This window comes from Pseudoalteromonas sp. 31A1 (assembly GCF_011378815.1).
In the GTDB taxonomy this organism is placed as follows: domain Bacteria; phylum Pseudomonadota; class Gammaproteobacteria; order Enterobacterales; family Alteromonadaceae; genus Pseudoalteromonas; species Pseudoalteromonas arctica.
In genome coordinates this window covers 65,539-78,707 of the sequence record NZ_WTKY01000011.1, presented here as the reverse complement: position 1 = coordinate 78,707, position 13,169 = coordinate 65,539, and the positions used below count along the sequence as shown (strand labels likewise).

The window sequence follows — 13,169 nt, the reverse complement described above, 5'->3', positions numbered from 1 at the left end:
CCTTTTATACAGTAGCTCGATTGATTGAAGGCTCCTCTATTGAGAGACCGATAACAAGAAAGAACGCTGTATAAACTCCAAGCATTAAACTCGGATAGTCAACGGGGCCTCGAGCCCGAATCGCAAGGCAGAGTCAGCTTATTATGAATACACTCAATAATCAAAATGAAATTAACGTCGGTGTCGATACAGGTAAAACTCAACTCGATATTTACATCCGACCGTTAGATATATATTTCACCGTAGAAAACAATGACGGCGGCATTAAACACGCTATAAAAACACTAAAAAAGCACCTAATAACGCGTGTTACTATTGAAGCAACTGGGCGCCTTGAACACCCCTTTATTATGGCGTGTGCTCAAGCGAATATCCCTTTCGTTGTTGCTAATCCCGTTAATATTAAACGTTTCGCAGGCGCTATTGGCCAAAAAGCAAAAACAGATAAGCTTGATGCGCAACTCATCGCTCATTTTGGTGAAGCAATAAAGCCACCACTCTCATCTTTAAAGCCAGAGCAGATGCGCTTGATGAGTGATTTACTTTCTAGAAGAAGGCAGTTAATGGATATGCAAACGATGGAGAAAAATCGTTCACAGATAATGCCAAAAACAATATCATCACTAATAAAACCTATCCTAACGGCATTAAAAAATCAGATTGAAAAAGTAGATTTGAAACTACAAAAACTCATCAAAGAATGTGACGAATATAAGGTCAAGAATGACATTATTCAAAGTGTGCCTGGCGTTGGGAATGTTGTCGCATTTAACTTACTTAGTGACATGCCTGAGCTTGGGTGTGTAAACAATAAAGAGGCTGCATCACTGGTTGGTGTTGCACCATTTAATCGAGAAAGTGGTGCTTATCAGGGTAAACGGATGATACGAGGTGGACGGCCAAAAATTAGAACCGCAATGTATATGGCAATGATGTCAGCTATCCAATGTAACCCTAAATTTAAAGCTATTTATCATCGGCTAGTCGCGGCAGGGAAACCTAAAAAAGTGGCTATTATTGCCTGTATAAGAAAGCTTATAGTAATCATAAATTCTATGGTGAGGGATGGTGTCATGTGGGATCCTAAAATGGTTTGAAATTAGGAATTGACACCATAGTCACTTGTTAGCCGTTTACATAAGGCTGAAAAGACATCTGTTCCATCATTTTATGTTTAAAATGACCTTCAGGTAGATATGAAAAAAACTCAGTTGTCATATCTAAAGCAGTTTCACAACACCACTTTGCAAACTGTGGATTTTGAACACTATCAATCCAACTTTCATCTGCAGTTGGATCGATGTTTGTTACTAGCTTCTTATCCTTTAACCGCGAATACAATTTATTCCGAATTGAACATAAGTCAATTTCAGATTTCTCCCCACCTATTACTTTCTTTTGTTTTACTACTTCAGATTTTCGATGGATAAGTTCATTTCTTAACAACGTAAGGAGTGTGAAATTTTGAAACACCTTCCCTCCTTTATCCCACCTTTTATCAGTAAAGTGTTCTTTAGCTGTATGATATTTTTCTGCTGTTGATACTTGATCATCTTGCATTTGATTAATTAAGTCATAGAAATCACGTTCTTTATCGGTTCTCCGACCACCGCTAAAGATCTCACAACTCATTGCGGTTTCATTTATAAATGCTTCTAATGAATTATAACTAAAGATTAGACTAACAAGTGCTTGTTCGGGTTCATTCTCAACTTTATTACTAGCTTCTAAAGCTATTTTATAAAGAAATCCAGATCGAAAAAAAACATGTGTCGATTTTATTATTTTGCCTCGGAAATCCATACATCCTCCATGACGGCTAACGAGGCTGTAGAATTTCTATTTTAGAAAAAACAGCCTCGAAATTTATTAAAAATTTAGCCTCAAATTGCGTTGCTACGTGAATTCCGAGGCAATATTCCACTAGAAAGTGAACTTTAAAGGCTGTACTAACACAAAAATCATACGCCATTTTTCAGTTTGGAGTAATTCTACAGCCTCAACGCCGTTTTAAGCGGCTTGTAATTGTTTGCTAAAATGTGAAGCGAAGCGGAACCGAGCAAACTGTTACGAGTCCGACTTGAAAACCCTTGTTAGATTTCGTTTTAACCTATATGTAAATCTTATCGCAATATAGACAATACTCATATTCCGTAAAGTTAAACTCAAAGTCATTTTTAAACATTGCAAAATTTTGAGGAGTTATGTCAAAACTATGATTTCCAGTATGTTCATCAGAAAGACCTAAACTTTGCTTTATTTTTTCCCGAGTCATAGTTTTAAGGAGTGTTTCTTCTTCAACTAAGCTATCTCCATCTTCGTCTGTACGACAAGTTTGGATATAAAAGTCACAACGTTTCATATCGTAAAGTGGTTCAAGTAGCTCAACAAACAATCCCGTTTCACTAATTTTTTTAATCGTGCTCTCATTTAAATTAATACAACAAATATACATGTAGTAGTCCCAACCAAACCTAAGACTAAATTGTTCATTAATCTCTAATCTGCACCACAGAAAACCTCGTAAAATCATCTTGATTACAATTTTAAGATCATCTATTTCGAGTTTCTTGTCTTCAAATAGATCAATAACCTTAAACTCTTCGCTAACTAACCACTGATTATCCTTATCCGAAAGGTTATCTTGTACAAACCTAGACTCAAGGTCTACTACTCGAAGGTGCTTAATGTGTTTGGATTGGAGGCATTCTATAACAGCATTTATATATTTTTCTTCAACTTCAAAGTATTCCGATGCTTTAAACTCAACACCGTTAAATGATTTCCCGACTTCTGATGGACACGTCCATTCATCAACTTTGTAATGACCATCGGAATTTCTATTTTTAGGATCGTATTTTGTAATTCTGAAATTCAACATTGCAAAGTTTACCGATGGTGGATTTGATGAAAGAAATCTAACAGCTTATTGGACACCATTTAGGTGGTTTATAACACACTAAAACGGCGTATATTACATACTCTGATAATTTCACCAATAATTACCTTTGTAAACAAGTAATTAAAACAACTAGGAACTAAGCATGTTATTTTGCCCCAAAACGGCGTCTAATAATGTTATCGGACAAAATTAGATTCCTACTCAAAACATAGGAATAAATTTAATTTTTTAATGTCTGCTATTCGCTCTATGCAGAAATTCGGCTCAGTGCCAATTGCAGACAGTGGTAACGACGCACTAAGCGGACTAAAATTGTGGGTTATAATGTGAAGCGAAGCGAAACCTAACTCACTGTATTAGTTGCGTTTAAGTGCCTTGTTATGCCTTAGACTCAAGAAGATCATATATCTCCTGAGCGATCTCATCTATTGTATGAGTTGCTGTACTACGAGCGACTTTGTCAGCTAAAGACGGACTAAAATCAACAACTTGTTGTTTGGTGATATCGTGCCAAATAGGCAGAAGAACCTGTTCGCCTGATACTGTTCTTGTGACAATTCCATCGAGTTCGTAGTTAGTCCAACCTTTTTTAATAAAGGGTGGAGATAAAACCACTAAACCTACACGGCTATTAGCTAGCCCTTTATCAATTTTTTGTCTTAGACTATCACCAATTCTAAGTGTCATTTCATCAAACCAAACATTTAGACCTTTGGCAATTAAAGCGTTTGCCAAAGGGCGAACTAAATCATCTTTATCCTCGGATGCATGAGATATGAATACATCGTGAGTTTCACCATCAGACTCAAGAGGAGGAGGAACATTATCCCTGACTAGGCTAGGCACTTCTGATAATGGTCGTTCTTGTATTTCAGGTAACATTCCTGGAAGTGTTCTCACGGATGCTTTTGTTGAACCTCGAAGTCCTTGCATATCTACAGCAACGTACCATCGACCTGAACTTGTTACTTGAAGGTTTACAGGTGATCTTTTAGCTAGTCCGCCAATAAACCTATGCTTTCTTCCGTTTTTGTAATTATTAAACTCTGAACTAGTCATTAATCTTACATTGGCACCACTTGTTAGTGTTACCTCAACAATCTCACCCCGTTTGAGGTTTCCTAAGTCGAACTGTAAAAAATTCATTAATATCCTTATTTATATATTGAGCCTTGCAGATGACTAAAGAGGCATAACACTTTAGTATTTATGCAACACGCAGTTTGTGTTGCATAATCGCTTGTTGGACTGAGGCGCTACCTGCTCGGTGTGTTCGCGTTGGTGTTGTTTATGCTATGGGAATTTGCTTTTTATGGCCTAACCGATATTTAGCCAATTTCATTGACGTGTATATCGTATCTAAGCTATCCCTGCGTTACTCAGTGTTTATTATGTCCCTATTAAACCTAATATTTAACTGTTAAGCAATGATATTTTCACCACGTACAGTCGCTACTAGCCCGAGCAATTAAGCAGGTTAACTCATTGATTTAAAGTAACCAAGGCTGCTAACTCGTTCGCGCTATTTTATTTGTCGCCACATATAAATTCATCACACCAATAAACCACGAGATGCCATTCAATAGTGAGGGCTATGGATAAATCAAAGATGATGTAATGCGTAACCGCTTTTAACTGGACGGTTATCGCTCGTAGCCAACTTCGCAAATTTTTAGAATTAAGTTATGGGTAGATAACATCAACTTTTATATTTTGGGAGTTTAATGTGGCTAAAACAATAAAAACCAGCAACACCATTGATAAATCGGTGAATTTCGATTACAAAATGTAAAAGCATCATATCGATATGGTGATTTGTGACTGGCGTAGCAGTCAGCTGCAAATTCTCCCTGTAGACTTTTTTGCTCAAAAGAATTAAGCAATAGAGTCGTATCCATTTTTACATTTAATTTCAATCAAATTCACTCAAATCCAGCTCAATACCTCTCTTAATATCTTCAATCAAACTTCGCAACGTTTGATTTAGACTACCAACAGCATCAACAAAAGTTGCATCTTTACTTTTCGCTATCAAAACTTCGTCAACAAAAAAATAAAGTCTAGCGTTATCATGACTGACATACCCATTAATTTTATCAACTTTTAAGTGAATATCTATCAAAGATTTAATATCTGGATCTTGATGACTACATTTTTCATTCGCAGAAAGCTTATTCAATATTTTTCTTAGTTCATCGTAATCCAAATCAACAATGCTTTTTAGTAATCCTTTTTTCAAGAATACACTGTCTTCGTTCTTAAAATTAAAAAAAAGAAATCCCATAAGCTTATCGTCGAAGTTGGTAATTTCAGTTTGTAAATATGGCACAATGTTATGTTTGAGGCAGTTATTAATATCAAGATAGATATTGTATTTGGCCCCGTTACTGTATAGTTCGTTGCAATAGAATGCTTCCATGTAAAAATGGTATTTTTTAACTAAATTGTTAATTTTAAAGCCCTCTGATGTGTACTCAAATTTGAATTTATCCGACAACAAACCGACTTTTAACAAGAATTTCGATATAGCCTCACCGAAAAAAGCATGCCAGTAATCATGTATGTACAGGGACTGTATATCAGACAGTTCTAGGTTGGACATTTCAGTAATTTTTTTATCAAATTGCTCTTTAATAAAGCCAATCGAAGGGCGACACCCTTTTTCCTTATATGAGCTAGATGTTTGTATGTAGTTGTTGTTTATTGGCCGATATTGCACTTTCGTTATATTTTCACTCTTCAAGCCCAGTTTCATGAAACAATACATGTAGTAATAGTCAATCAGCGATGCCATTGAGTTCAGAAGCGCATCAGTTAATGCTTGGTTAGCAAGTTCATTTTCCCTGCTAATTTCCATTTTTTTAGCAACTTCAGTGATTACTTGGTGACTCTTTTTTCTTCTTTCATTACACAAAAAATTCATTTTCTCAATTTGATAAGCGATATTTTCTTGTATTTGTTGTATCTGACTATTTTTAATACCATCCATGAATGTTTCACTTTTAGAAAAATGTGATTTGAAGCTTCCGATACTACATCAATATTTTACTCATTCAACACTGACATTTGATTTTTTGATTAACTGCAAAAATATTTGCTGCCAAATTTTCGATTAATTATTTGGTACTAAAGTAGAGAGTGAGGTTTCGGGAGTGAGCTCTGATACAAGGAAGTTACAAAGAGTAATAGTCTAAAGATCTTGGAAACCCAGCTAGGCTGTTTTTAGTTTCTTTACTCATACTGTTTTAGGATTAGGGGTGAACTTTATTATTGAGCTATATTAGATAATCTTAGCGCAGCTGAACAAGCTGTATTTATGGATAATTTTTATGAAGCTATAAACTCTAATTTAGAACAGTATTTTTCTAAGTATTTTGAAAAACTGAGCAGTAACGGAAAGCTTTATGGTTTAGATGATAAAGTCATTTGTGAAGCACAAAAAAGCTCAAGCCTGAATAAACACAAATAGCTCATATCTTAATTGAAGTTAAATAAAAAGAGCTCAGCGTTTGCTGGGCTCTTTTTATTTAGCCTCTGCCTTTTCGGCAGTTAAGAGTCACAATTTGTGGTTGTTCAATTCCTGGCCTAACTTCAGCTGCCTACTCGGCAGTTCACTCTTATCTGATATCCTTGAGGATATCCCCGTTATTTCCAGCTGCCTACTCGGCAGTTCACTATTAAAAATAGTTTAAATTTCTATAAATACCAAACTGTTAAACGAATTTAAATTATTTATCCTTATTTTTAATCAATCAACTCATTAAAAATTAAAAGAGTCTTTTATAACTATTAAAAAAGGGTATTCAAAGAGGGAACCGTGCCTTGAAATGTTTGGTTAGTCGCAAATCCATAATTGTTGAATTGATTTTTTATGGATTCAGCTTTTTCAATTTTTTGTATGTGAAGTATAAAATTCTCCCCATTGCCTTTGCTTGATACAGGTATTGAATGAAAATGGCCTATGCCCTTTGCCTCAAATTTATATTCTGGGTTGTAGACTTCGCCTCTGGCTTCAGCTCGTTTTTTAGCGCGTTTTAATCGCCTTTGCTTTTCACCCACAAATGCTTTGGCTACTGATTGGTTGCGAATAAACATAATCTCATTTTGCTCTGTTGGTACTTCGAGTATTTTTGATAAGCCAAATAACTTGTCATGTGCCATCATCTCAAAATAGCTTTGCTGAGATAGATTCATTAATTGCTTTTTATCTGTTGATACAAACGCTAATTCATTACCTATTGTTTGCTCATTCCATTTAGGAAAGCACACACCAATATTACTTATTTCACGTGAGCTCATAAACCCATGCAAAATACCAATACAACGCCCAGCAAGAAGGCTTACATCACAATTTTTGGGTAAATAAGTAATGATAAAGTAAAAGCGCTTCAACCTTTACTCCTTTGGAACAAGCCACCTTTAATCAACACTGCCGCAATAAAATGAACAGCGTTTGATTCTTCATTTTGCCCTAAACCATGCTTTTCCATGTGTTTAATATGCATGGCAATCCGCGGAAGTAATGAATAAAAGTCTGAATGGGTCTTAGGTGTTCTGTGTGCAACTAATATTTGCTTATCTGCGCCATACTCATGAGTGCGTAAAGGTTTGTAACCTCCCTCATACCAATCATCGATAGTTTGAATCGCAGCCCCTACTTTTTGTGAATTCAAACTTGCTGCTTTTTTATCGCCCACTTGTGTGTATGCAAGTTGTTTAGATGACATGCCTTGTTCAACAGTATCAACAAACTTTTGACTAGGATGAACCTCTTGGCTAAATGCATTTTTAATTTTGGCGGTTATATCTAAATAACAATAATGTTGAGGGTTGCTGAGCCCTTCTTGAATAGCTTCTGATAATGTTATTAGTGCTGTTTGATTATTTTGCCAATTGCCCTGCCACTTTAATTTTTGTGCACTTTCAACAATAATTGGATCTGAATTTTCTGTGAGGATTTCAATATCAACATTCGGTGATTGACGATTGCGCCAAAGCCAGTTGCCCATCAGTATATTTTTAGCGTAGCGAGTTGCAACTTCATTAAGGCCATTGTGCTTTTTATAGGTTTCAAAAAAACGTTTTAACCAATAAATAACTTTAGGATCATCACAAACATGAGGCTCATTACTATTAGCCTCAACTCTGAGCGAAAAACGGCAAAATAGCTCATTTACCGTTGGAGGCACATAGCACACATCAATAGTTTGGGGGTTTCCAAACGCTAGATCTTGTGGCGCTAAATTTTTAGCCACATTTTGCTTTTGATACGCATCGCCAAACCCTGACTTTTGCCCAACTAATTTATTTTGCTCTATTTGTAGCGGTTCAAAATCAGACTCCGGTGTTTTATAAAAAAACACCGCCTTACTGGGTGAGAGCGAACGCGTGTAACTTAAGTGCCGAGGTAATTGCATTATTCATACTCAAACTTAGACTTTTTCATAAGCATAGACTCTTTTTGAACATCCATAACCCAAAATGCGTCATGAAAGAACTGCTTAGCGCCTGCGTACTTTACTGATGTATTGCTAACACACTCCAAAAGCCCAATTACGGGCTCTGCATAACAATGATATTCATGTAATGTTGCATCTCGCTTTACGGGTTTTTCAAGCGCAGCGAAGCCAATTGCAGCAGGTCTTAAATTAAAGTTACCGTTAAGGGCATCAATCAATTGTTCAAAACTTTTGACTACTTTTTTTGAAGGGTACAACCAACTGCCATTTAACGATTTTGCTTTTATATTTTTAAACAGCTCACTCGGTGTAGTATGTAAATGGCACCAGTCTATATTTTGATATAACGAAGGTGGATGCATAGTCCCGCCTGCAAATGAAGATGGTAGTGCGGGCTTTATAAGCTGACTATTTAACTTATCTAACAACTCAGTATTTGGTACAAAAAGCCTAAATATTAAATCGAGTGTTATATCGCATTTAGGTTTATCGATAATTCCTGATCTTATTACATGACTACGCCCAGCCACTTGCTTTAATTTATCAAGCTTTGGTAATGGTTTACCTGTATGTAATTGATAGTTTTTAATGTAAATAGCACTGCCGATACACTTAATGGAAGGGTCTATAAAGTTTTTTAGCTTACGCTCAAAGTTATGAGCAAGCCCACTTAAAGCTGTAAGTGACGGCATACCTTGAATATATGGGTTAGCCATTGCCTCGGCATCAAACACTCGCATATCTTGGCAATGTACATACACTATTTGCTCATCATTTAATATTTCTTCTTCAGTTGTACAATGAGTAAACACATAGTTTAACTGCGTTTTAAACAACCCCATTAAATTAGGGTGATATGCAAAGCGTTTGAGCTTACTTAAAGTACCTAGGCTCTCATTTAGTATGTTACTAAATTGGCTAATACAGTTAGTAATACTCTGATCTAAGTAATGCTTAGCCCACTCAGGATAAGCTTTCTCTTGCGCGTTATTTTTAGCTTCCAGAATGTTATCAAGCCATAACTGCAAACTAACACGTACCTGCCTAATAGCCGCTACTCGCGCTAATCGTTTTTGCCTTAACGTATTAAAGTGTTTAATGCCTACCAATACCAAAAGCGCCTGTTGAAATTGACTGCTTAATAGCGCACGAATTTTAAATGTTTTCTCAATATCATTATTGACTACTTTAGAGCGGTTAACAGCCTTTGAATATGTTTTAGGAAAGTAACGCAGCACTCTTATATTGCCGCCTACTGAGCTTGCTAAATCGCCAACATTGGCAGGTCTTGAGTGCTCAACTAAACCAAAGTTTAACTTATGCTCTGTTGTTAATTGCTGAATTTTAGCTAGCATTACGTGGCTTACTACAGGCGTAACTGCAAGGTAGCTTTGCTGAAATGGCATTTGTAGCTGTGGTGAAAAAGAACTTACTTCTAATGGGAGCTCTGCCACTGGCAAAAGCTGTTTTATTTTGCCTGCGATGTCTAAAACCGCCTTTTTAGTAAACCCGTATTTTCTTATTAAATTAATCCAAACAGGCTCTTCAGCTATTAGTAACTTTGCTAAACAAGTTACTTCACCTTGCCAAATAAATGAGGTTAAAAATAGCTTTGCATGATTAATTTCAGCACTGTTGTGCGACCAGCCAAAACTTAAAGGTAATGACCGGCTACAAATACCCGCAATATCTTCACTTACTACCTTACTAATTAAACGCTGATGGCTTACTCGTATATCGGGGTATTTTAAATTATGGGTATGAAACCATTTAACTTCGTTAATGCACTTATTCAATAACACTTGATCGCGCAATACTCTTTTAGCAGTTCTTACACTTGTTAAATCATCAATCTCACTTCGCTTATAAACAAGATTAATGAGCACAACGAGAGCTTGTTCTTCAAAGCCATCTACCGCAACATGAGGCGTGTATGGAGCAAACAACTTTCTAAGTGCTGTGGTTTTTTCTTTTAGTGATTCAATTGCAAATGCATCTTGTAAGTTCATAAGTTACCACGGCGCTATAAATTGTTTTTTTGTTTGAGGCTTTTCAGCTGCAAATGCTTGCTGTAGTTCAATTACTTGGCGTAAATAAAAAACATGGCTATCAGCTTTGAGCTGTTCGTGCTTTTTTTGTGGGTAAGCGCAGTTTAAAAAGCCTTCTTGATGAAGCCTATAAATCTGCTCTGTGGTGGTGTTTAATAATACTGCTGTATCAAAAGTACAAAGCAGTAAGTCAGCAATATTTGGATGTTTAGTTTTAGGGTTATTATCAACTAATTCGACAAAGTAATTAATAATCTCATCAAGAACTTTGTTTTTACGGTTAGTTGTTGCGGCTATTTGAGCATCACGGATCACATTGCCATATACAGAGTTGAACTTAGTTTTATTAAAAGGGTTAAGTTGCTTAAGCCGCGCATTGTTTGTGAGTAAGTTTAATTCAACGGTAAGGCTTTCAGGCCAAGTACTAAAGTAATCAACAAAAGTACGATTAAAGTCTGCATCGCTTACATCAAGTTGCTTAACCTGCGCAAACCACGATATCAACCCCACTATTTTATGACTGTTACTACTTGCAAGCGCAAATGCAATTTTAAAGTCTGCATCGTTTAACTGTTCACTATTGGTGAGTTTACAACCACAACTGCACTCTAAAAACTCCTCAGAAGCTCTGTAATCAATTAAGTTATGGCATTCCTTACGTTGTGCAGTTAATTGTGACTTATGCTTATGGCACGCTTTATAGGGCTTTAAATGCCAATAAAAAGGAATACGTGAAGATTCAGACAAGCATTCAATGCAAACAGGTATATTATCAGTTCGAAGTAACTCAAGAGGAATAGTCAGCTCATTACGGCTTACTGCGGCAAGGTTGCCAAATTTAAAGTTACTGCGCCGCCATGCAAGCGCAAGAATATCACCAGCGTTAACATCTGCTAATTGAGCTACCAACTTAAGCGCTCTTATTCTAAAGCTGCTCGCTTGCCTAGCATGATAAACATCAACCTTGTTAAGCTCTAACGGCAACGCACCTTCAAGCTCATGATCTTGCTCTGCAAGCCATTGCCACAAAATATCAGCAAGCTCACTATAGCCATCGTATGAGTTATCACTTGCAAGCCTCAGCAAATAGCTTTCAAGCGCCTCATCTGGGTAAGGTTTTGTTTGAACTAAAAAATGCATCGCCAACCTAAACTAAGAAAATCTTAGTTTAGGTTTAGGCTAAATAAATTAGATAGTCAAAAATAATTATCGTTAAATCATTCGTACTTCACAAAAGTACAATATCTGATATTGTAGAGAGCGTTACGGCATTTCTAATGGATGTATTAATAGCCAGTAACATAATAAAAAAACTCAAATTTAAAAATACAAAGCTAACTTATAAGGAGATTCTTATGGCTTGTAACTGCTGTAATAAAGCACTCAATAGTGGAATGATCATAAAGGCTGACCAAATTACAGGACAAAGATTTAAATCTTGCCCTCATTGCTCTGATGCAAATGGTTCGGAACACGTATTTCATTATTACCCTAACTCATTTGGTAAAACTCCCGCACGTAAATCGTCACAAAACCCCGATGGTTTCCAAAGCTATTGTATAGATTGCCGCCATTTACCGAAGGGGGCTGCATCAAAAAGCTCACACAATGGCAGATTATGCAGCACACTTTAACTAAAGAGATTTAATGCAAGTATTTAAAGATGATGCGGTAAATTGGTTATCAACACTTTCAACCGAAAGTGTTGATCTTTTAATTACTGACCCACCCTACGAATCATTAGAAAAACATCGAAAAATAGGAACCACCACTCGCCTAAAAGCAAGTAAATCGTCAAGTAATCAATGGTTCGACATATTCCCAAATAATCGCTTTGAAGAACTACTAATTGAAATTTACAGAGTGCTCAAAAAAGGTTCTCATTTTTATCTATTCTGCGATCAAGAAACAATGTTTTATATTAAGCCAATAGCTGAAAAAGTAGGTTTCAAGTTTTGGAAGCCAATAATTTGGGATAAAGTGACTATTGGTATGGGTTATCATTACAGAGCTAGACACGAATATATTCTTTTTTTCGAGAAAGGTAAGCGCAAGTTAAATGATCTAAGCGTTCCAGATATCCTCACGTGTAAAAGAGTATACAGGGGCTACCCTACTGAAAAACCAGCTGAGTTAATTGAAACGCTTATCTCTCAAAGCAGTAATGAAAATGAACTCGTCGTCGATCCTTTTTTTGGCTCAGGAGCGACTTTAGTAGCAGCCAATAACTTAAATCGAAAAGCTATCGGTTGTGATATTTCAGAATCTGCCCATTTACATCTAAAAGGTCGAAATAACCAATCTAAGTCAGCTGAAAAGATTTAAGTTCACGATCTTTGCCAGAGTTGTTAGGTCCGATACAAGCTCACAACTCTGGCTAACCCTCAGTTTTAGATGGCTTTTCCATTTCATTTTCAATGTTTATTATTAAATCTGTATTATAACTCATTTCCATCAACCTTATTTTGAACCCAAAGCACTTAATAATTCTTTTTGCTCTTCTTCTGTCAGTTTCCCAATAACGCGTATTAGCTCAGCTAGATCATCTTCTTCACAATAAAAATAAGCTACTGGCACATCTAGCTCTTTAGCAATGCGTTTCATGGTTAAAAAATCTGGGGCATGTTTGCCTTTTTCATATTGGTTCATGCGAGCACTAGCCGTGTTTGGCTCCAAACCTAAAGCCATGCCAAGCTGCTGCTGGGTAAGTCCAGCAGCTTTTCTTGCAGATTTTAGACGTGGAGGTATTGGGGTTTCCAT

The 13,169-nt window shown here is 36.4% G+C and carries 13 protein-coding genes; 4 read left to right on the top strand and 9 right to left on the bottom strand.

Annotated features, from left to right (window positions below; translation table 11 throughout):
• Positions 1-143: 143 nt before the first annotated feature.
• Positions 144-1,097 carry an IS110 family transposase gene (locus GQR52_RS11705; protein ID WP_165728561.1) on the top strand — a complete coding sequence of 318 codons (954 nt, stop codon included), beginning with the start codon at positions 144-146 and terminating at the stop codon, positions 1,095-1,097.
• Positions 1,098-1,125: 28 nt separating this feature from the next.
• Here the strand turns inward: GQR52_RS11705 and GQR52_RS11700 are convergent, their stop codons facing one another.
• The 4 genes from GQR52_RS11700 to GQR52_RS11685 form a co-directional block, all read right to left on the bottom strand.
• Positions 1,126-1,803, bottom strand: coding sequence for a hypothetical protein (locus GQR52_RS11700; protein ID WP_165728560.1), 678 nt, complete (start codon positions 1,801-1,803; stop codon positions 1,126-1,128).
• Between the two features lie 307 nt (positions 1,804-2,110).
• Entirely contained in the window at positions 2,111-2,881 is a 771-nt protein-coding gene (locus GQR52_RS11695) for a hypothetical protein (protein WP_165728559.1), read from the bottom strand.
• Positions 2,882-3,280: 399 nt separating this feature from the next.
• Positions 3,281-4,048 carry a DUF1883 domain-containing protein gene (locus tag GQR52_RS11690; protein WP_165728558.1) on the bottom strand — a complete coding sequence of 256 codons (768 nt, stop codon included), beginning with the start codon at positions 4,046-4,048 and terminating at the stop codon, positions 3,281-3,283.
• Positions 4,049-4,814: 766 nt separating this feature from the next.
• On the bottom strand, positions 4,815-5,891 hold the full coding sequence (locus GQR52_RS11685; protein ID WP_165728557.1) for a hypothetical protein: 1,077 nt from the start codon (positions 5,889-5,891) through the stop codon (positions 4,815-4,817).
• Between the two features lie 327 nt (positions 5,892-6,218).
• Here GQR52_RS11685 and GQR52_RS11680 point away from each other — a divergent pair, with 327 nt between their 5' ends.
• A complete protein-coding gene (locus tag GQR52_RS11680; protein WP_240914475.1) occupies positions 6,219-6,371 on the top strand; it encodes a hypothetical protein in 153 nt (50 codons plus the stop codon).
• 320 nt (positions 6,372-6,691) lie between these two features.
• Here GQR52_RS11680 and cas6f read toward each other — a convergent pair whose 3' ends face one another.
• Genes cas6f through GQR52_RS11660 form a run of 4 tightly spaced genes read right to left on the bottom strand, consistent with a single transcriptional unit; the run spans position 6,692 to position 11,549 of the window.
• Positions 6,692-7,294, bottom strand: a complete 603-nt coding sequence (cas6f, locus tag GQR52_RS11675) for a type I-F CRISPR-associated endoribonuclease Cas6/Csy4 (protein WP_165728556.1) — start codon at positions 7,292-7,294, stop codon at positions 6,692-6,694.
• A complete protein-coding gene (csy3, locus tag GQR52_RS11670; RefSeq protein ID WP_165728555.1) occupies positions 7,291-8,319 on the bottom strand; it encodes a type I-F CRISPR-associated protein Csy3 in 1,029 nt (342 codons plus the stop codon). The genes cas6f and csy3 overlap by 4 nt, the downstream gene beginning before the upstream one ends.
• The gene (locus GQR52_RS11665; RefSeq protein WP_165728554.1) at positions 8,319-10,370 is read right to left on the bottom strand and encodes a type I-F CRISPR-associated protein Csy2; all 2,052 of its coding nucleotides are present in this window, start codon (positions 10,368-10,370) and stop codon (positions 8,319-8,321) included. Before GQR52_RS11665 ends, csy3 begins: the two co-directional genes overlap by 1 nt.
• Before the next feature lie 3 nt (positions 10,371-10,373).
• A complete protein-coding gene (locus GQR52_RS11660; protein ID WP_165728553.1) occupies positions 10,374-11,549 on the bottom strand; it encodes a TniQ family protein in 1,176 nt (391 codons plus the stop codon).
• A gap of 215 nt (positions 11,550-11,764) precedes the next feature.
• Here GQR52_RS11660 and GQR52_RS11655 point away from each other — a divergent pair, with 215 nt between their 5' ends.
• Both GQR52_RS11655 and GQR52_RS11650 read left to right on the top strand, forming a co-directional pair.
• Positions 11,765-12,043: a hypothetical protein gene (locus tag GQR52_RS11655; RefSeq protein ID WP_165728552.1), complete on the top strand. Its 279-nt coding sequence runs from the start codon at positions 11,765-11,767 to the stop codon at positions 12,041-12,043.
• A gap of 13 nt (positions 12,044-12,056) precedes the next feature.
• Complete coding sequence (locus GQR52_RS11650) at positions 12,057-12,734, top strand: site-specific DNA-methyltransferase (protein ID WP_165728551.1); 678 nt, start codon at positions 12,057-12,059, stop codon at positions 12,732-12,734.
• 135 nt (positions 12,735-12,869) lie between these two features.
• Here GQR52_RS11650 and GQR52_RS11645 read toward each other — a convergent pair whose 3' ends face one another.
• On the bottom strand, positions 12,870-13,169 hold the full coding sequence (locus GQR52_RS11645; protein WP_165728550.1) for a helix-turn-helix transcriptional regulator: 300 nt from the start codon (positions 13,167-13,169) through the stop codon (positions 12,870-12,872).